The 20,654-nt window shown below is 61.2% G+C and carries 11 protein-coding genes and 2 pseudogenes; 7 read left to right on the top strand and 6 right to left on the bottom strand.

The genetic code is table 11. The annotated features are described in order from the left end of the window. Positions 1–140: 140 nt before the first annotated feature. From infB to OZY47_RS06420, 4 genes and pseudogenes are all read left to right on the top strand, one after another. Positions 141–2,906: pseudogene (gene infB, locus OZY47_RS06435) on the top strand (translation initiation factor IF-2); the annotation flags it as partial. A gap of 424 nt (positions 2,907–3,330) precedes the next feature. Continuing rightward, positions 3,331–3,819 (top strand): 30S ribosome-binding factor RbfA, encoded by a 489-nt coding sequence (gene rbfA / locus OZY47_RS06430; protein WP_277177518.1) that lies wholly within the window; start codon positions 3,331–3,333, stop codon positions 3,817–3,819. Positions 3,820–4,010: 191 nt separating this feature from the next. After that, on the top strand, positions 4,011–5,207 hold the full coding sequence (locus OZY47_RS06425; protein WP_277177517.1) for a tRNA pseudouridine(55) synthase TruB: 1,197 nt from the start codon (positions 4,011–4,013) through the stop codon (positions 5,205–5,207). Between the two features lie 224 nt (positions 5,208–5,431). Beyond that, positions 5,432–6,628: a riboflavin kinase gene (locus OZY47_RS06420; RefSeq protein ID WP_277177516.1), complete on the top strand. Its 1,197-nt coding sequence runs from the start codon at positions 5,432–5,434 to the stop codon at positions 6,626–6,628. 240 nt (positions 6,629–6,868) lie between these two features. Here the strand turns inward: OZY47_RS06420 and OZY47_RS06415 are convergent, their stop codons facing one another. The 4 genes from OZY47_RS06415 to radA all read right to left on the bottom strand — a co-directional run bounded on the left by OZY47_RS06415 (position 6,869) and on the right by radA (position 14,749). Further along, the gene (locus OZY47_RS06415) at positions 6,869–9,157 is read right to left on the bottom strand and encodes a BspA family leucine-rich repeat surface protein (RefSeq protein WP_277177515.1); all 2,289 of its coding nucleotides are present in this window, start codon (positions 9,155–9,157) and stop codon (positions 6,869–6,871) included. 166 nt (positions 9,158–9,323) lie between these two features. Next, a complete protein-coding gene (locus OZY47_RS06410; RefSeq protein WP_277177514.1) occupies positions 9,324–9,893 on the bottom strand; it encodes a cupin domain-containing protein in 570 nt (189 codons plus the stop codon). A gap of 296 nt (positions 9,894–10,189) precedes the next feature. Next, positions 10,190–13,066 carry a BspA family leucine-rich repeat surface protein gene (locus OZY47_RS06405; protein WP_277177513.1) on the bottom strand — a complete coding sequence of 959 codons (2,877 nt, stop codon included), beginning with the start codon at positions 13,064–13,066 and terminating at the stop codon, positions 10,190–10,192. A gap of 258 nt (positions 13,067–13,324) precedes the next feature. Next, entirely contained in the window at positions 13,325–14,749 is a 1,425-nt protein-coding gene (radA, locus tag OZY47_RS06400) for a DNA repair protein RadA (RefSeq protein WP_277177512.1), read from the bottom strand. Between the two features lie 383 nt (positions 14,750–15,132). Here radA and OZY47_RS06395 point away from each other — a divergent pair, with 383 nt between their 5' ends. From OZY47_RS06395 to tpx, 3 genes are all read left to right on the top strand, one after another. Then, positions 15,133–15,741, top strand: coding sequence for a hypothetical protein (locus OZY47_RS06395; RefSeq protein ID WP_277177511.1), 609 nt, complete (start codon positions 15,133–15,135; stop codon positions 15,739–15,741). A gap of 116 nt (positions 15,742–15,857) precedes the next feature. Further along, complete coding sequence (locus OZY47_RS06390) at positions 15,858–15,947, top strand: AURKAIP1/COX24 domain-containing protein (RefSeq protein WP_004268639.1); 90 nt, start codon at positions 15,858–15,860, stop codon at positions 15,945–15,947. Between the two features lie 456 nt (positions 15,948–16,403). Continuing rightward, positions 16,404–16,907: a thiol peroxidase gene (tpx, locus tag OZY47_RS06385; RefSeq protein ID WP_277177510.1), complete on the top strand. Its 504-nt coding sequence runs from the start codon at positions 16,404–16,406 to the stop codon at positions 16,905–16,907. A gap of 935 nt (positions 16,908–17,842) precedes the next feature. Here tpx and rpiA read toward each other — a convergent pair. Next, on the bottom strand, positions 17,843–18,541 hold the full coding sequence (gene rpiA / locus OZY47_RS06380) for a ribose-5-phosphate isomerase RpiA (protein WP_277177509.1): 699 nt from the start codon (positions 18,539–18,541) through the stop codon (positions 17,843–17,845). Positions 18,542–19,893: 1,352 nt separating this feature from the next. Further along, a pseudogene (locus OZY47_RS06375) lies at positions 19,894–20,505 on the bottom strand (ribonuclease H); the annotation flags it as partial. Between the last annotated feature and the right edge of the window lie 149 nt (positions 20,506–20,654).

Genomic DNA, 20,654 nt, shown 5'->3' with positions numbered 1-20,654 from the left:
CGGGCTCACAGTCTGCCCGCGCGACGGAATGGAGACGAGGTAACACGATCATGGTCGCACGATGAGTCTGGGTAAGCTCGCCGGCAAAATACATTGACCGCGCGCATATACGCGTGGCCGCAACATTAGGAGAAAACTGAGTGGCAAAACAGCGCGTATATGAACTCGCCAAGGAGTTTGGCGTAAGCAGCAAGACGGTATTGAACAAGCTCAAAGACATGGGCGAGTTCGTCAAATCCGCCTCATCCACCGTCGAGGCGCCGGTGGTTCGCAAGCTTCGCGCCGCCTTTCCCAAGCAGGGCGGGGACGCGGGCAACGCCGAGGGCAAGTCGGGCAATGGAGGCTCAAAGGGTTCCGGCAACCGCCAGCATTCTGGTTCCGCCCCAAAGCCGGGGTCGCGCCAGCAGCCGGCATTCTCATCGGCCAGGCCTGGGCAGCCGGGCCACACCGGGCAAGGGCACAATGGGCGTCATGACGGCCAGCAGCGTCGTTCCGGCGCGATGCCGGGGCCGCGTGGTGGCCAGGACCAGCGCCAGCACGGCAATGGCGGTAACGCCGGGGGCATGAGGCCTTCGGGCGGCCAGTCGCGCAACCAGGGCGGCGCGCCGCATCCGCACACCCCCACTCCGGGCCAGCACAATGGCTCCACGCCCCGTCCGGGCAACAATCCGTTCAGCCGCAAGCAGGGCATGCATGTGCCCATGCCCAGCGGCATTCCGCGCCCGCATCCGATGGCGCGTCCGACGGTCAACAACGGCCATGGCCGTGGTGGCGGTCGCGGCGGCGCACGTGGCGGTTTCCGCAATGGGCGTCAGGGCCAGGGTCAGGGCGCTCGTCCGGGCCAGTGGGGCCACAACCGTCCGGGCCAAGGCCAGGGCGGCGCCGGGCACACCGGTGGCAACCGCTTCGGCGGCGGTGCCGGTGGCGGTTTCCAGGGAGGCCCCTCGCACGGTCCGTCGCGTGGCGGCCGTCGTGGCGGCACCGCGGGCGCTTTCGGGCGTCAGGGCGGCAAGTCCTCCAAGGCCCGTAAGAACAGGCTCGCGAAACGTCGTGATTTCCAGGAGATCAAGGCTCCTACCATCGGCGGCGTGCGCATCCCGACCGGCAACGGCCAGACCATCAAGCTGCGCCAAGGCGCCACGTTGGCCGACCTCGCCGAGAAGATCAACGTCAATCCCGCCGCGTTGGTGACGGTGATGTTCCACCTGGGCGAGATGGCCACGGCCACCCAGTCCCTGGACGAGACCACCTTCCAGATCCTGGGCGAGGAGATCGGCTGGAACATCAAGATCGTCTCCGCCGAGGAGGAGGACAAGGAGATCCTCCAGCAGTTCGACATCAACCTCGACGAGGAAGAGCTGCAGGACGACAAGGACCTCAAGCCGCGTCCCCCGGTGGTCACCGTCATGGGCCACGTCGACCACGGCAAGACCCGCCTGCTCGACACCATCCGCAAGACCAACGTCTCCGCACGCGAGGCCGGCGGCATCACCCAGCGCATCGGCGCCTATCAGGTGACGGTCGACCTGGAGGACCAGAAGCGCAAGATCACCTTCCTCGACACCCCTGGCCACGAGGCGTTCACCGCCATGCGTGCCCGCGGCGCCGAGCTCACCGACATCGCGGTGCTGGTCGTCGCGGCTGATGACGGCGTGATGCCGCAGACGGTCGAGGCCATCAACCACGCGCAGGCGGCCCATGTGCCGATCGTCGTGGCGGTCAACAAGATCGATGTCGAGGGCGCGAACCCCGACAAGGTGCGCGGCCAGCTCACCGAGTTTGGCCTCGTCCCCGAGGAGTACGGCGGCGACACCATGTTCGTCGACATCTCCGCGAAGCTCGGCACCAACGTCGACAAGCTGCTCGAGGCGATCCTCCTGACCGCCGACGCGTCGCTCGACCTCAAGGCCAACCCGGACATGGACGCGCGTGGCGCGACCGTCGAGGCCAGGCTCGACAAGGGCCGTGGCGCCGTGGCGACCGTGCTGGTGCAGCAGGGCACACTCCATGTGGGCGACGCTATCGTGGCCGGCACCTCCTATGGCCGTGTGCGTGCGATGCTCGACGAGAACGGCAAGCAGATGAAGGAGGCCTTGCCCTCCACACCTGTGCAGGTCCTGGGCCTCACCAGCGTGCCGAGCGCCGGCGATCTCTTCCTGGTCGCCCCCGACGACCGCACCGCCCGCCAGATCGCCGAGAAGCGTCAGGCCTCCGAACGCGCGGCCCAGCTGGCCAAGCGCCGCAAGGTCGTCTCGCTCGAGAGCTTGAAGGAGCAGTTCGCCAAGTCCGAGGTCGACATGCTCAACATCGTCATCAAGGGCGATTCCTCCGGTTCCGTCGAGGCGCTGGAAGACTCCCTGATGAAGATCGAGGTGTCCGACGAGGTCGGCATCCAGGTCATCCACCGCGGTGTCGGCGCGATCACCCAGAACGACGTCAACCTCGCGAGCGTCGACAAGGCCGTCATCATCGGCTTCAACGTCCGCCCGAACCGCCAGGTCGCCGACCTCGCCGATCGCGAGGGTGTGGAGATCAAGTACTACTCCGTCATCTACAAGGCCATCGAGGACATCGAGGCCGCGCTCAAGGGCATGCTCAAGCCGGAATACGAAGAGGTCACCACCTCCCATTCCGAGATCCGCCAGATCTTCCGTTCCTCCAAGTTCGGCAACATCGCCGGCGTCATGGTCCAGGACGGCGAGGTCAAGCGTGGCACCAAGGCGCGCATCCTGCGCAACGGCGTCACCACGGTCAACGACCTGGAGATCTCCTCGCTGCGTCGTTTCAAGGACGACGTGCAGTCCGTCAAGGAAGGCTACGAGGCTGGTATCAACCTCGGCAACTTCAACGACATCCAGGAAGGCGACATCATCGAGACCTTCGAGATGAAGGAGATCGAGCGCAAGGACGTCAAGCCCTCGTCGAAGGACGACAAGTCCGGCGACGCCAAGGATGCCGGCAAAGGCCCCAAGGCCGACTCCAAGAAGGCGTGACATCCGACCCCCCAGCGATTGTCACCTGCAGCGTCATCTCGCGGCAGATGGCAGTCGCTGATTTTGTTTGGTGACCATTGGGCTCTGGTCATGTGACGGAACGGACTGTGACATCTTTTAGGGTTCCGTTTCGTGACAGGTCGGGTGTGGTCCTGTGACGAAACGGACTGTGGGGCTTCGTAAGATTCCGTTTCGTAACAGGTAGAGTGTGTTGGTGTGAAGGAACGGACTATTCGTTGGTCAAGGGTCCGTTTCTTCATTGGGATGTGCGGGTCTAGGCAATATATGGATTCGCGGATATCCTTATTATGAAACGGTTATATATCAAGGAAACGTTATGGCAGGAACCAATCCACGCGCCGCGCGCATCGCGGCCCTGATCCAGCGCGTCATCGCCTCGTCGATGGAGCGCACATTGCACGACAAGCGCCTGCAGGGTGTCACCATCACCGATGTTCGCGTGACCGGCGACCTGCAGATCGCGCGGGTCTACTGGACCCAGCTCGGCCAGGAGGGCAAGGCCCAGGGGGAGCGCAAGCGCGCGCAACAGGCCCTCAAGCAGGCCACCGGCCGCCTGCGCTCGCTGGTCGGGCAGAAGGCCGGGCTGCGCCTGACCCCGCAGCTGCAGTTCGTCTACGACGAGGTGCCGAGCGAGGCCCACGAGATTGAGGACATCCTGACGGTGGCCCACAAGCGTGACGAGGAGCTGGAGAAGTCCCGCGCCACCGCCCAATACGCCGGCGGCGAGGACCCGTATGTCGAGCCGCGCAAGAAGAAGACCGCCGCCGATTTCGAAGATGGCGTCGAGTCGGGGATTGAGGAGTAGCGCCCGCGTATATCGTGGGTCAAACCGCGCACGTTGTGGTGTCGTTGTGTTCGTATAGCCGTGGATAGGCAGGCAACGTTTCTGCGGACAACGTTTCTGCGGGCAACGTACTGAAGAAGAACATATTGGGGGGGGCGGCTTGCCAAAGGCCGGCTCCCGATTTCGATTACTTTTCGATTATTGGGGAAGATATGGCGAAACAGGGCAAGACCGAGGCCTCGGGCCTGCTGGTGGTCGACAAGCCGCTGGGCGTCACCAGCCACGACGTGGTGGCGGCCGTGCGCGGGGCGCTGCACATGCGCCGCGTGGGCCATGCCGGCACGCTCGACCCGCAGGCCTCGGGCGTCTTGGTGGTCGGATTCGGCCACGGCACGCGCCTGCTCAATTACATCGTCGACCACACCAAGACCTACGAGGCCACCATCCGGCTCGGGCAGACCAGCACGACCGATGATTCCGAAGGCGAGATTTCGACCGTCGCCTCGGTGCGGTTGGAGGATGGCTCCGATAGCCGTGCTGCTTCCACGGGTCCGGCGGCTTCCGCAGGGCAGGGTATGGGCCACGGATATGACGAACATTATGAACATGACGAACACGGCGGGCAGAACGGACCTCGAGTTTCCCGCGAGCTCACGGTCAATCAAATCGAGCAGGCCATCGCCGAGCACCTGACCGGCGACATCGAGCAGGTGCCCAGCGTCTATTCCGCCGTGCGCGTCAACGGCCATCACGCCTACGAGCTCGCGCGCCAGGGCAAGGAGGTCAAGCTCGAGGCCCGCAAGGTCACCATCAGCGAATTCAGCGTGCTCGAGGCCCGTAATGTCGAGGTTGAGCTTGGTGGAAGCGACAAAGACGGCGACGGTAATGAAATCCAAAGCGTCGACGCCGTGAGAAGCGTCACCTCAGTGGTCGACGTGGACGTGCGCATCAGTTGCTCCACCGGCACCTATATCCGTTCTCTCGGGCGGGATTTGGGGCGTCTGCTGGGCGTGGGCGGTTATCTCACGCGTCTGCGCCGCACCAGGGTCGGCAGGTTCGATGTCAATGAATCCAAGGTCGTCACCGCGCACGCCATGCCGCACACCTTCACCAATCGCCAAGGCGAGGAGGTCACGCTCAACAAGGCCGTGCTCGACGTCAACCGCGACGAGCTGCTGCAGCGCGCCCTGCCCATGCTGGAGGCGGCGAAGCGCACCATGACGACCATCGAGATCAGTGAGAACGACGCCGCCGACTTGCGTTTCGGGCGTAGGATTGAAGGCTCGCTTCCGGACACCGCGCCGACCGCCGCCGCATACGTTCCGCAGACCGGTGAGGTGGTGGGCATCGCGGAGCCCGCGAACGACCACGAGCTCAAGTCCGTCCTGGTCTTTCCCGCAGAATCGTAGATAAAGCGGCGGTAATATTTTCAGCATCTCAATATCGCCAATATCATTGTGTGGGCATATCGCCGAAAACTAGATCCGTAAGAACGGTTACCAAAGCCGCAACTTTCCCGCCCAAGGCCGTTCGACCCTTCCTGTGTGACTTCGCACAGGGCGGCATCGTCGCTATTCCCTCGCGCAAGCGTAACTGGTAACATGGTGTGCTGGTTGATAAACAAAGGACTTCGATGAACATCACGAGATTGACACCCGACACCACCGGACTGGTCGACTGGCCCCTGCTGAGCCGCGACAAGAAGGCCGTGGTCACCGTCGGCACCTTCGACGGGCTGCATCGCGGGCACCAGGCCGTGGTGCGCCGCGTCATCGAGCTGGCGAAGGCGACCAAGTCGTTCTCCGTGGTCATCATGTTCGATCCGCGTCCGGCGCTCGTCCACGCCTACGCGCACGCGCACGACGACATGCCCGTGCCGGCCGACTTCTACGACGCCAAGGCGCTCACCTCGGTGGACCAGCGCCTGCGTGAGTTCGATGCGATGGGCGTCGACCACGTGCTCGTGGTGCGCTACGACTTGGCGTTCGCCTCCAAATCGTTCCGCTTCTTCCTGGGCCAGCTGGTCGGCAAGCTCGGCATGCGCACGCTCGTTTTGGGCAGCGACGCCACCATGGGCGCGGGTAAGACCGGCGACATCAAGGCCATCAAGAACCTTTCGCTGGCCACCGGCGTCTTCGAGCTCGACGTGGTGGACGACCGTGGCCCCGGCTATACGCGCGTGCCGGCCAAGATTGAGCCGTTGGCCCCGCCGACCGACCACTTGGGCGACCCCGAGGATCCGCGCAAGGCGATGGGCAAGGCCGAGCTGCGCGCCTGGAGCAAGGAGCGCCAAGGCAGGAACGTGCGGGTGTGGAGCTCGTCGAATGTGCGCTATCTGCTCGCGCATGGCTGCGTGCGCGAGGCCAACGACATCCTGGGCTACCGTCACGCCGTGGAGGGCACGGTGGTGCACGGCGAGCAGCGGGGGCGTGAGATGGGCTTCCCGACGGCGAACCTGGCCGAGCGCGTCGAGGGCTATGTGCCGGTCGACGGCGTCTATGCGGGTTGGCTCATCGACCTGGGCCCGGCCGACGAGGAACGCAACTTCACGCGCGACCGCATGCGCATGGCCGAGGGGTCGCAGTGGCGTTGGCCGGCGGCGATCTCCATCGGCACCAAGCCGACTTACTCCGACGAGACGGGCGTGGACGCGCGGGTGATCGAGCCCTACGCGGTCACCGACGACTGGCTGGAACTCTACGGCCATCGCGTGCGTGTGGAGTTCTCCTCGTTCCTGCGCTCGCAGGTCAAGTTCAGCGGCACCGAGGAGCTTACGGCCGCGATGAAGGACTACGCCGACCAGACGCTCGAGATCACCGCCAAAGAGTGATGGCGGCTGCTTTGGTGCCGTCGGTTTCGGCAGGGTCGCTTTCGCTGCGGACGATTGGTGATCGCCGTTTGTTGCCTTCGCGTTAATGACGTTGATGGAGTTGCCGGCGTTGATGGTGTTGCCGGCGTCGGAACAATTCATGCCGAGACTGTTCTAAAAAAATAAGCAAGTATATAAGGCGGGACCCACGAATCATTTCCGTGGGCCCCGCCTTATTGATTGATCGGATGCAGCCTCATCTTACTTGCGCATGCGCGCCTTGGAACGGCTGAGCACCAGGGCGATACCGGCCGCCAGGATCGCCGCCGTGGTGATGCCGGCGATGACCACACCGGTGGAGGAGAGGCGTCCGTTCGGGTTCGCGCCATTGGCACCGGGGCCGTTGGAGGCTCCCTGGCCGGGGGCAGAGGACTCGCTTGGCGCCGGCCTGTCGAGCTCAAGGGGGCTGATGGCGCTGGTGTTACCGGTCGCGTCCTTGACTTGTACCTTGGCTTTGACGGCCTGTGGGTCAGCAGGCCAGTTCGCTTCGAACGCACCGATATGGCCAGCGACGCTGCTGCTTTGCACGCTGGTCGGGGTGTCAGCCGTGATGGCGTTGCCGGCGCTGTCGAGCCAGGTGATGGTGGCCGTGTCGCCGCCCTCGGCCGCGGGGGTGACGCCGGTCAGCCCGCTCTTGGCGCTCATCGCCTTGCCGGTCACCTTCCCCGACGCGGAAGCGAGACTATTATCTTTTATCGCCGGGGCAATCATGTCGACATGCACGGTCTTGAAGGTATAGGGAGAGACATCCACGCCGTTAAGCGATTTCGCTCGGACGACATAGTCGACTCCGGTGCCGTTGGAATCGGCGGCGATATTGGTGAAAGCCGATACGGGGAACGTCGCCGACCACGTGTTGCGGGAGGTGTCGAAGGTGGTGGTCGCGGCGGCGGTTCCGTCGCCTTCCGTCTCACTGGTGCTGCCGGCGGGCAAGAGTTTTATGGACATGCCGTCAATATCGGTGGCGCCCGCCAGATCGCCGCTCACCGTCACGGTGTCAGAAGGTGAGACCGCATTGCCTTCCAAAGATTTGGGAGCATCCGCGCCATTGATGCCCGGTTTGGGAACGGCCCGCTTCCATACGGCGTAGAGAACGTTTCTGGTGGTCGTGTCCGGAAGCGTAGCGCCTTCTGCGTAGTCAGGTGTTGTCGCCGTCGGCGAGGTCGCCCAACCTTTGAAGCTGTAACCGGTTTTTTCTAATGTGTTCTGGGATGGTGCCGTCAATGCTGGATCGTTATAACCTGGAATGATCATGAAAGGCGGTTTCTCTCCTTGTGTGGCGCCGTTGCCGTCGAACACATATCCTATTCTGCCGTACCACTGCGTGCGTCCCACCGGGTGAATGGAACTGCGTGGGCCGCTCCAAGTGCCGTCCTCATTCGACCAAGTTATAGGAGTGCCTGACCACGGGAACGGGCCGTTTACATCATCGCCTGCAACGTTAGTCAGTGACGATAGGTTTCCTGCTGCGCTCAGACGAATCATCTTCACGCCGTTGTCGAACATGGCGTAGGCATTGCTGATTGTGCTTACGCTGGTGTCCAGATTAGATAAGTCGATACTTGTTAGCGAACCGTCAGCGGTGAACATATATGATGTGTTGGTGACCTTGCTCATGTCCCAGGAGGACAAATCCAGATTGGTGAGGGCACTGTTGGTTTGAAACATGTTGTTCATGTTGATGACATTGCTGGTATCCAGAAGGTTCATATTGTTGTATTTGGTGGCTTGGATCATTTCAAGAAATAGAAAGGCGCTATTCTCATTGGCCTTGACTTCTGAATCGATGGTCACCTGAAGGGCGACGTTGCTATAAGTAGGGTGCCAGGGCAAATCCTCATAGGAAGAAGTTGCAGCCAAAGTTCCGATACCCAGGGCCTGGTTCAGAGTGCCTAGATGGAATGTGCAGGAGGTATCGAGATGCCAATAAGCATTGTTGCCCCAAGGCTGCTGACCCGAATCGGGGCATTCAAACTGCGGGCCGACGGACGGGCTGGCGCCTCGTTTCATGGCGGAATCGGGCGAACCGAGCGTCGCGGATTTTGGCGTGATGCCTGTGGTCGGCGCAGGGGTCTTTGCTGTGGATTGGGTCGTGGCGTCGTTCGGTGTGTTGTTTTTGCCGGATTGTGTGTTGGATTCATTGCCTGTTTTGTCGGCATTGCCCGGTTGAGCGTTCACAGTTGCCGACGGTGACATGCCGCTGACCGGTGTGGCCGCGCTGGCCATTTGCGGGGCCAGGATGGTGGCCGCCGCGGCGAACAGCGCGACCGAGATGCGTACGATGGTATGGGCTTGCTGTTTTCCCATTGTCCTTGTTTCCTCTCCGCTCTTCTGGAGCATGCATGTGGTCATTAAGACATGGCGCTGTCTTTTGTAATGCAATTCACATGTAATACAACCATATAAGATGTGGCGGAAATAATTCACATTGGGTGTCGAATTGACTATTTTTCTGTGAAAGGTTTTGCGATTATGCCGTCGCTGGTTCATTGGTCTGATTATCGAATGCCATGATTTGAATCGCTACAGCACTCTTCTTTGAGACTACGATTAAGTGGTTTTTGATACTAGACACTCATGACGGCGAAACGCACGTCAAGACGATTCCGTGCACTTTGCCGCCGTTGTTTGCTCGACTTCGGTTTGGCTTCGTTTCTTACTCGAGGGTGAAGCCGTCGAAGGTGAATCCGGGGCTCACCACGCAGGAGACCAGCGCGTCTCCCTTGCCGGGCACTGTGCGCTGCCAGCAGCCTTCGGGGATGACCACCTGGCCGATGGGCGCCGATGATGCGTCGGGCGTTGCGGCTTCTGGCTGTGCCGCGTCTGCCTGTGCTGGATTCGCCGGGGCGAGGCCCTGCCCGAGCGCGTAGAGCGTGCGTCCGTCCTCGTCGGCCGGGGCGTCGCCGTAGCCGCCCAGCTCAAGGCCGACGGTGGCCGGGCCGTGCCAGAGCCAGATCTCCGTGGCATCTACCTTGTGCCAGGCGCTCGCGTCGCCCTCGGCCAGCAGGAAGTAAATCAGCGAGGCCAGCGGACGGCCTTCGGTGGCCTTCATCGCCTTCAACGCCTTGGGGTCGGCTTCCGTGCCCTGCCGTGTCGCCACGCCCGCCGCGGCCTGTTCGCTCAGCCAGGTCTGCCGGTACCATCCGCCTTCGGGATGTTCCTCGAGACCCAGCGCCGTCACCACACGCTGTGCGTACTCGCTCATATCCTCAAATGCAACGCTCATTGTTCTGCCGTCCTTCGTCTTTTGTTCGGGTGGAAGCGCGGGGTCGTCCCAAGCCTCAATCACAGGATTCAATGGTAATTGGATTGCGGTACCGATGGATCCGAGGTCGCGTCGCGGAGGTGGCGTGGATGGCGTCGATACGTAAATCTGGTACCAGGATATTTCGGATACGCAATGACGTAGACGAGGGCAATGGCAACACGAAATGGACGACGGCAAAGACGATTGATAAAAGGTGAGGGGCCATGGAGATAACTCGTGGACCCTCACCTTTTATATTGAATTATCGGCTATTTCTATTTGCTCATATGGGCCTTGGAGCGGTTGAGTACCAAGCCAATGCCCGCCATCAGGATCGCCACCATGGCGGTCCCGGCGATGGCCGCGCCGGTGGAGGAGAGGCGACCATTCCGATTCGGGCCGTTCCCGTTCGCGCTGTTGCTGCCGGAGCCGCGGCCTGAGCTGCCTTGAGGCTGATAGGAGGCGGGTGTGCCGAGGCGCATCATGCTGGTGGGGGCGCTGGTGTTGCCGGCGCCGTCCCGCGCGGTGACGGTGACGTAGTAGCCGAGCCGCACGCTCGCGGGCCATTCGGCGCTGAAGGTGCCGTCGGTCTGGCTGGTGGCGGTCGTGGTCAACGGCGTGCCGCCACGGCTGAGCGTACCCGGCGTCGTCAATGGCTGCCCGTCGGCGTCGAACCAGGCGAGCGTCAGCGTCACATGCCCCTCGGCGGCGCGGTGCGGCTGGGCCGTCTCGTCGGCGGAGGAGAGGACCTTGCCGGTCACCATGCCGCTCGCGGAGCCGGCGGGCGCGGTGAACGTGACCTGGGTGGCCACAGGCGCGACCATGTCGACGTTATGCTGCTGGCAGGTATAGGCCGAGTCACCGTTGTGGTCGGTGTGGAGCTTGGCGCAGAACGTGTGCTCGGTACCGGTTCCGATCTCATCGGCGAACGCCGAGTTGGGGAAGTCTGCCGTCCATGCGCCGGTCGAGGTGTCGAGGGTCGGGCTGTCGGCGAGGATGCCTTGCCCGGCCTCGGCGTCGGTGGCGGTCTTGCCGGAGGGCAGGAGGCGAACGATCACGCTGTCTCCCGCGTGGGTGCCGCTGACGGTGCCCGTCACGCTGACTTGGCCCGTCGGGGTAACGCCCGCCGTTGCGGTGGGAGCTTCGGGGCTGATCGTGGAATCCGGGTCGGCCGGGCGGCCAAGGTCCAGTGTGGTCGTGGCGCTGGTGTTGCCGGTCGTGTCTTTGGCCTGCACGCCGGCTTTCACGGCCTTGCGGTCGGTCGGCCAGTTCGCCTCGAACGTGCCGTCGGCGGCGCTGGTCACCACGCTCGGCGTATCGGCCGTGATCGCGTCGCCGTCCTTGTCGAGCCAGGTGATGGTGACGGTCGTGTTCTGCTCGGCGGCCGGCGTCACCCCGCTCAGCCCGTCCTTCGCGGACATGGCCGTTCCGGTGACTTTCTGATGGTCCGAGACCAGGTTGCTCGGCGACGGCGCGGTCATGTCGACGTGCACGGTCTTGTAGGTGTAGGCCGAGTCGCCATCGCTGTTGTGCAGGCGGGCGCGGATGACGTAGTCGACGCCCGTGCCGGTTGTGTCGGCGGCCGTGTCGGTGAAATCAGAGGCGTGGAACGTGGCGGACCATGTGTTCGCGCTCATGTTGAACGTCGTCGTCCCTTGTTTGCCGTCGGACGGAGTCGCGCTGGTGCTGCCAGAGGGGAGCAGGCTCACCGATACGTCGTCGGCTCCTGAGGCAGGTGTCAGGGTCCCCGTAATCGTCACTTCAGAGTTGTTGTCTACATTCAGTCCCTCGGAGGATTTGGGCGCTGTAATATCCGTCATGTTTGCCACTGGAATGATTTTCCATACCGCGTATAGCCTCACTGTGTTGCCGCTGTATTCGGTAAGAGGGTCACCTTGGTGGTATGTGGGTTCCGTCGCCTCGGATGAGGCCGACCAGCCCAAGAATTCATAACCGGTCTTTTCCAACGAGTTGCGGTCTGGTGCCGTGTATGTGCTGCCAGATACTGCCAGCGGGACGGGAGTTCCACCCGAAGCGCCATTGCCGTCGAAGAGATACGCGATGGAAACTTTGCTATACCACATGGCTTTCGACCGTGTACCGAAAGGAGTGGGGTCAGTGCTTGGATCTCCTGAGATGCCATCTTCGCTGGTCCATATGGCACTTGGGAGCTCATTATGGGGTTTGATTGTCGTGTCTTTCCCAAGACGGATAAAAGTAAGCAAGTGATCGGCGTCGAACTCCCAACTCATACTTGTGACGTTACTGGTATCGAAACTGCTGATATCTAGGCTACGCAGCCCCCAGTCGTCGTAGAACATGCCGCCCATGTTGGTGACCTTGCTGGTGTTGAAGTTGCTGAGGTCCAGGTTGGTTAACCCCCAGGTGTCGGCGAACATGCTGTCCATGCTGGTGACGTTGCTGGTGTCGAAGTTGCTGAGGTCTAGGCTGGTCAGCTTATTGTCTTCATCGAACATCTCTTTCAGGTTGGTGGCATTTTTAGTGTCAAGTAAATTTAGATTTTGAATTTCGGTAACATTTCGAAGCTCGCCAAACAGGCAGGCTGATCTGGTTGCGGCTTGGACAGCAGAGTCGAATTTTACTTTCTGCACGTGATAAGACCAGTCAAACCAAGGAAGCACTCTATGCACCTCGCCATAGCTTATTCGGCTGGTTACACCTAGGGTTGCCGGCTGGGAGGTATCAACTGCGCCAAAGTGCAGCACACAGTCAGAGTCTACATGCCAGTAGGCATTGGTGCCCCAAGGTGTGATTCCTGAGTCGTTGCAACTGCTTTGCGGACCTACGGTTGGTTGGTTGCTTTGCGCAAGTGTCGAATCGGAAGCTGAGACTGGTGACTGCGGGGCCGAACCGAGTTGCTGGTGTGTGTCGGTCTGTTGTGAAGTCTCGGGCTTCGACGCTGGAGCGGGAGCAGCACTGGGCTCATCCTTGCTTGGGGTTTGCGTACCAGACTGCTCGCCGGTTGCCTGGCTCGAGTCGCCTTGCTGCGTGGGCGCGGCCGTGCTGCCATCAACCTGCGGTGAGACCGGCGGTGTCGCCGCGCTGGCGAGCTGCGGGGCCGCCAGCATCGCCGTGGCCGCGAGCAGCGCGATCGCCGTTTTGATGAGCTTGTTGTTCGTGTCGCTTCTCAATGCGAATCCCTCCCTGTATGGATTGCCGTCTTCATCCAGGGACGGGAGAGGTGTTTGTATCCACTCTTGCGGTGGATTTGTAATACTATATAAAAATAATAGCATTTTGTATCACAAATGCTCAGTTAATTAGATAAAAAATATAAAATAACTAATTTTATCACAAAATGTATTACAAATAACTTCGGAATGGTGGATTTCAGGCGTCGTTGCCTTGCTCGCTGTCTTCTTTGCCCAGCGCCGAGAAACCGTTTGCCGCTACCGGCCCTTCGAGACTCCCATCGCGTCAAGGGCATCGCGCAGGGACGAGACCTCCACGATCTGCAAACCTTTGACCGCCTTGATGGCGCGGCGGCCGCGATGGGCGGGCACCACGGCGCGGGTGAAGCCCAGACGCGCGGCCTCGTTCAGACGGTGGGAGAGCTGGGGGACGGGGCGCACCTGGCCGGTGAGGCTGATCTCGCCCATGGCGCAGGTGGTGCGGGGGATGGGCTTGCTGGTGGCGGCGCTGGCCAGGGCGGCCACGATGGCCAGGTCGCACGAGGGCTCCTTGGCGAGTCCGCCGGCGATGGTGGAGACGTAGAGGTCGTTGGCCAGGAGGTTCACGCGCCCGTGACGGTAGAGCACGGCCGAAAGCATGGCGAGCCTGTTGGAATCGATGCCGTTGGTGTTGCGGCGCGGGGTGGGCAGCACGGATTTGGTCACCAGCGCCTGCACCTCGATCGGCAGGCTGCGGTGGCCGTCGAGCGTGAACGTGACGCAGGTGCCCTCAACTGGCGCGTCCTCGGTGGAGAGGAAGAGGCCCGAGGGGTCGGTGACCTCCTCGATGCCCTCGCCGCTCATGTCGAAGCAGCCCACCTCGTCGGTGGGGCCGAAGCGGTTCTTGGCCGCGTGGAGCATGCGCAGCGCCGTCTGCGAGTCGCCCTCGAACTGGCAGACCACGTCCACCAGGTGCTCGAGCGTGCGCGGGCCGGCGATGGAGCCGTCCTTGGTGACGTGGCCGACCAGCATCACCGGGATGTCAAGCGTTTTGGCGGTGTCGATCAGGGCGCTGGCCACTTCGCGCACCTGCGTGGAGCCGCCGGAGATGCCATCGACGTCCTGCGAGACGATGGTCTGCGCCGAATCGACGATGGCGAGGCTTGGCTTCTCCTGCTCGATCAAGGCCAGGACCGTGGCGAGGTCGGTGGTGGCGGCGAGCAACAGGTTCTCCTCGAGCGCGTTGATGCGGGAGGCTCGCATACGCACCTGCGCCTGCGATTCCTCGCCGGAGATATAAAGGACGGATTTCTTGGGATGGTTCCGTGCCACATTGCCGGCCGTCTCCAAGAGCAGGGTCGATTTGCCGATGCCCGGCTCGCCCGCTACCAGCACCACCGAACCCGGCACGATGCCACCGCCGAGCACACGGTCGAACTCCTCGAAACCGGTGGGGATGCGCGTGGTGCTTTCGGTGGAGATCTCGGTGATCGGCTTGGCCGCGGCGCTGCCGGCCACCACGCCGGAACTGGCTTGGGTGCGTGAGGTGCGCCCGGGCGCTGCCGTGCGGCTCGCCGTGGCGGGGCGTGCCTCGTGGAACTCCTCGACCGTGCCCCATTGGCCGCATTCAGGGCAGCGGCCATACCATTTCACGCCGTTCCAGCCGCACTCCGAGCAGACATACTGTGTCGAATTCTTTGCCATGAGGCCGACGCTACCGAGTTTGGCTGACAAAGGCAAGTCGTCTTGTGGATATGCATGGATATACGCGGATATATATGGACAGCGGCGAAAATCGGACGTTCGGAATCGACGGCAAACCTCTTGGCGCCGACGACGCACACCCAAAAGGGTGGTTACCAAAAGATACCGTACGTATTTCCATGGTATCTTTTGGTAACCATGGATTTGGGTGTGCGTCCTTTCGGTATAAAGCGCAAAAGTCGGAGCTTAACATACCTATTAACTAGATATATGGCTATAAGGTGCATGGCAAATCCAGCCGCCCCGTAATGCACTTCGACACCCGCGCAACGGCCATGTTGCAAGGTGGTCAAGCGTCAGCCCAGTGTGAAATAATCACTACTATGTCAAACGTTCAAAAATCCTCCTCCCACGGCAAGCTCATCGCGGTCATCGTCAGTGCGGCGGTGGTGATTGCACTGGTGCTGCTCTCCGCTTTCGTCTGGCCTGGTTGGGCGATGAACCACAACGGTTCGCGCGACCAACAGGCGCAATCCTCCAAGTCGCAGCCCACCACGCCGAGCATCAAGGCCAAAGACCTTCCGCAGGACGCCTCGGCGCTGCTCAAGGCCATGCCCGACAGCGTGCTCAACTTCGCCCGCATCGACGCCGGGCCCAGCGCGGACTGGACCTCCGCCTCCCCGCTCGAGGAATACACGTTGACCTATTCCACCGGCGACTCGGCCAAGAACGTCAGCCTCAAGGTGGCGCAGTGGCCCAGCGGCGACGGCGCGAACGGCCAGTACGACGCGTTGGTCAAGGCGCTCAACGGCGAGGACGTGGCCAGCGGCGACGTGAAGGTCTCCGGCAACGCCACGGGCAGCTATATGGTCAAGACCACCGACAAGAAGGGCAAGGAGGCCACGGCGATCTGGCGCAACGACAGCGTCGTCTTCCAAGCCACCGGTCCGAAGGATTCGGTGCTGCGCTTCTACCAGAAGTTCCCGCTCTGAGCCGGGCGCGCTCGGTTTCGGTGAGTTGGTTTTGTCGGTCGATGGCGTTTTAAGTCGGCTTGGCAGTGTATCATTGGGCAAGTTGCACACTTACAGTCAAGGAATGGAGGCTTCAGATGGGTTCCGTCATCAAGAAGCGCCGCAAGCGGATGAGCAAGAAGAAGCACCGCAAACTGCTGCGTAAGACTCGTCATCAGCGCAAGTAGTTCTTAACGCTTAGAGGCCCGGGATCGCAAGGTTCCGGGCTTTTGTTATGCGCGTTGACGGGTGTGGCGGCGGCATATTCTGGCCGACCCCGAGATTGCGGCCCCTGTATCTCAAACACCAGTCAGGCCATACGAAACAACACCCCACACCTCCAAAAACAGACACGTTTTCTGGCCTATAACCCAAAGCAGACACACATTCTGGCCGGTATCCCGGCATATTGGTGGTGCCGGCGTAGGTGGTGGTACCGCTTGCCGCCTCAATCCTTCGATGGCAGATTTTGGATATAGTTTGCGTCAGAATTATTCGTTTTCTGCCGTTAACCGGTTTCGGCGGCATACATCGGATAATTCTGTACGGCTTTGTATTCGTTTCCCGCCGTCGAAGTCGTGTAATTTATCGCCGGTGGGCGCAAAACGGTGGTGTTTCACGGCGCGCTGTGACACCATGGCTATATGGCACAAATTACTTTGGGTGGTGCGCCCACTCGCACCGTAGGAAATCTCCCCGCCGTCGGCTCTGCGGCCCCGGCCTTCTCCATCGCCGATGGCGATCTCAACGACTTCGGCCTCGACAAGTTCGCCGGCCGCAAGGTCATCCTCAACATCTTCCCCTCGCTCGACACGGCCACCTGCTCGATGTCGGTGCGCAAGTTCAACAAGATGGCCGAGGACCTGGACGGCGTCACCGTGGTCTGCGTCTCCAAGGACCTGCCGTTCGCCCAGGCCCGCTTCTGCGGCGCCGAGGGCATCGAGAACGTCGTCACTGGCTCCGTCTTCCGCTCCTCGTTCGGCGAGGACTACGGCGTGACCATCGCCGACGGTGGCATGCGCGGCCTGCTTTCGCGCGCGGTCGTGGTCATCGACGCGGACGGCAAGGTGGCCTACACCCAGCAGGTCGCCGAGATTCACGACGAGCCCGACTACGACGCCGTCCGAAAGGCCGTCGAGTCGCTCTGACAGCCAGATTCCAGCCGGATTGTTGGTCGGTCTGTTGGGGGGGGCTGGTCGGCTTGTCGGGGTTTGGTCGGCCCGGACGGTTAGTCTAGCCCAGCCGACCCCAATGGTTGCGTTTGTGACGCTAATTGCAGTTATAGCGTCGCAAACGCAACCATTTTCTTTGTCACATTGCAGTTGTGACGCTAAGTGGGGTGTTGGCGTCGCAAACGCAACGGGTCGATTGAGTTGCAGATGCGACGCAAAGTGGGTTGTTACCGTCGCGAACGCAACCGACTAATTGTGTGGGTTGCAGATGTGCGCAAAGTGGGGCATTAGCGTCACGAATGTAACTGTTGTGTTGCGGACGTGACGCTTAGTGAGGTGTTGGCGTCGCAAACGCAACTGTATTGGTTTCGGATGTGACGCAGAAGATGTGTTTAGTGTCACGAATGCAACTGGCCGATGGTGTGGGTTACGTTTGCGACGCAAACAGTGGATGTAGTGCATGAATGCGACCAGCTAACGGTAATTGTTGCGTTTGTGACGCTAATTGAGGTGTTGGTGTCGCAAACGCAACCGTTTTTCTTTGCCACATTGCAGATGCGACGCAAAGTGGGGCGTTGGCGTCGCAAACGCAACTGTGTTGGTTGCGGATGTGACGCAGAAGATGGGTTTAGTGTCACGAATGCAACTGGGCAACGGTTGTGAGTTGCGTTTGTGACGCTAATTGAGGTGTTACCGTCGCAAACGCAACCATTTTTCTGTCATATTGCAGATGTGACGCTTAGTGGGGTGTTGGCGTCGCAAACGCAATGGGGTAGTGGATACAAAAGAACCGGTACGGGCTTGTGAATCAAGCCGTGTACCGGTTTCGTACGTGAAGGCTGGCCAACGCGATCTGGTCAACCGATTAACCAGGCGATCAAGCGACCAATCCCAGCACCTTACTCCCTGGATTACTCCTCGGAGACGGTGAGTACGCGCGGGCCGTTCGGGTTGCCGACGATCACCTTGTCGACGCGGTTGAGGAAGAGGCCGTGCTCCACGACGCCGACCGTGTTGATGAGGTCCTCGGCCAGCTCCTCCGGGTGGTCGATGCGCTCCAGATGCAGGTCGACGATGAAGTTGTTCTCGTCGGTGCGCACCTCGGTGCCGTCCACGTTCTTGCGCAGCACGGGCTTGTAGCCCTTCGCCTCGAATTTGTCGATGACGTGGCGCGAGCCGAACGGGATGACCTCGACGGGCAGCGGGAACCGGCCGATGGTGTCGACCACCTTGGACTCGTCGACGATCCAGATGTTGTAGTTCGAGTTCTCGTTGACGATCTTCTCCCAGAGCAGCGCCGCGCCGCCGCCCTTGATGCCGTTGAAGTTGCTGTCCACCTCGTCGGCGCCGTCGATGGTCAGGTCGATGTGGTCCACGTCATCGATGTCGACGATCTTGATGCCGTAGCCTTCGGCCTGCTTGGCGGTGCGGCGCGAGGTGGTGACGCCCGTGAACTTGAGGCCCTCCTCTTGCGTGCGGCGGCCGAGCTCATCGACCAGGAACCGCACGGTCGAACCGGTGCCGAGGCCCGCGATCATGCCGTCTTTGATGAACTTGGCGCCTTCGATGCCGGCCGCCTTTTTCAGCGCGTCTTGCTCTTGCTTATCCATCTTGCTCCTTTGTTAAGCGCTTTGCCCGGCCAACCCGTGGCGGGCTTCCGTTGCCATACTATCGGGGTTGCAATACTTTCGGCGAGGCTTTGCGTCGAGGTGAACGACGTGAAGTTCCGAGTGTCTTTATATGGTTCCGGATGGTTGGTATTCCGCGGTTTTTGTGGGGATTATTAGTTATCGCTCCGCCGGTTGTTGGCGATCAGGAACGGGGCCCCGTTCAGGGTGATCGCGCCGTCGCCGGCCACGTAGCCATCGATGGCGATGACGCCACGGATGCGGCGCGGCTTGCCGTCGAAGGTCGGACTCGTGCACGGGGCGGGGGAGAAGCATAACGTGCCATTCACCGTCAGGCCGCTGGGCAGGTAGGTTGGCTGCTGCGGGCGAGGTTGTGGCTTGTCGGGTTGCGTTGCTGGGTTGTCGGGTTGCGTTACTGGGTTGTGGGAGGCTCCCGCGTTGCTGGTTGCATTGCCACGCGATGTGATTGTCTCGGCCGAGCTGGCTGATTCACTTGAATCGTTTGGTCGCGATGAGTCGGTTGACGTATCGCCGTCATGGGATTCGTTGGAATTGGCCGAGTCGCCGCGCTCGTCAGAATTGGCCAGATTGGCGGACTCGTCAGATTCGTCCGAATCGGCTGAACCGTCTTGCTTCCGGGTGTTATCCGAATTATCGAATCCACGGTGCTCATCGGAGTGGCTTGATTCCGCGGTCCCTGCCGCGTTGTTCAGGCCGGCTGATTCCTCGGACTCGTCTGAGTCTTCCGAATCGGCTGAATGGGCTGAATCAGTTGAATCTTCCGAATCGACTGGTTCTATGGAACCGTCCAGGTTTTGATATTGGTCGAAAGCGCTTGTATCGGCTGCCGTTTCTGGTGGTACAAGCGTTTCCAGATCGTTGGGATTGTTGGAATCGTTGGAATCTTTGGTACGTGACGTCATGTCCGAACGATTCGCCGCAACTGTATGGCCCGGTCGGTTCGAATCGTCCAAGTCCTTCGACTGGCTCACCCAATCCGCGTCGTCATAGGATTCACCGGCGGAAGCCTCGTCGTTTTCAGCAGCGCGGTGATGGGCCACGATCGGCTTGCGCGAGCCGAAATCGTATTCCGGCACATCCTCCGGTTCCGACAGTCGTTCGGCGAGTGACGGCCGATGTGCCGAACCGTTTTCACGATGATTGCCACTAGCGTTGTCATCGCTGTGGCGGCCGTCGTTGTCATTCTGGTTGTCATGATTGTCGGCGCTACGACTCAATCCCGCGTCATTATCCGCACCGTAATCCGCGCCATCATTCTCGCCGTAATCGTCCTCATCGTTCCAGTCATCGTCAGCGTCATCACCCGAGTTCGCTCCGCGCCCGAGATGATATTGCTCCTCGGTAATCTTGCCGTCAATCAGCATCTTCGCGTCGGCCGGAATATCCACACCTTTCGCGTAGGCCGAGGCGAGCAGCGATTGCCAGCCCTCAAGCGGCAAATAGCCGTCTTTCACCCCGCTGCGCGCGTCGCCGGAGTAGGTGTGGGCGAGGTCGTCGACCTTCTCGTTGCCTGGGTTGCCGTTGTGCCCTTTGACCCACACGAACCTCACCGGCCCTTCGCGGCGGCCGATCTCGGCGTCGATTGCCTTGATGAGCGGCGCGTTCTTCACCGGCTTCTTCTGCGAGTTCTTCCAGCCGTTTTTCTTCCAGCCGTGCACCCACTTGGTGGAGCAGTTGATGGCGTACTGCGAGTCCGTCTCGATGGTCAGTGGCTCGGCCCCGCGGTGCGCCCGCAGCGCCTCGAGCACCGCGCACAGCTCGCCGATCTGATTGGTGCCGTTGGTGGCGCCGCCCGCGTCGCTGTCGCCGTCATGCTGGTGGCCGGGCGTCCGCGCCGCGTTCGACGCGTGATCCGCCCAAGCCCAACCCATGGGCCCGTTGGGGTTGCCGAGTGCGCTGCCGTCCGTAGAAACCGTGATAGTCATAGCTCCCAGCCTACGTTTTGCCGGCGAAATTGAAAAGAGGAACCAGTTCTGCTTTTATTGGATTTTCAGATAAATGTAAAATGCGTTTTATACTTTTGCCCTAATTTGGGTAAATGTAAAGTGCGTTTTATATTTGGGTGAGAAATCGA

The organism is Bifidobacterium sp. ESL0790, assembly GCF_029395435.1.
Lineage (GTDB): Bacteria > Actinomycetota > Actinomycetes > Actinomycetales > Bifidobacteriaceae > Bifidobacterium.
This window is presented reverse-complemented; position numbering and strand designations above follow the sequence as displayed.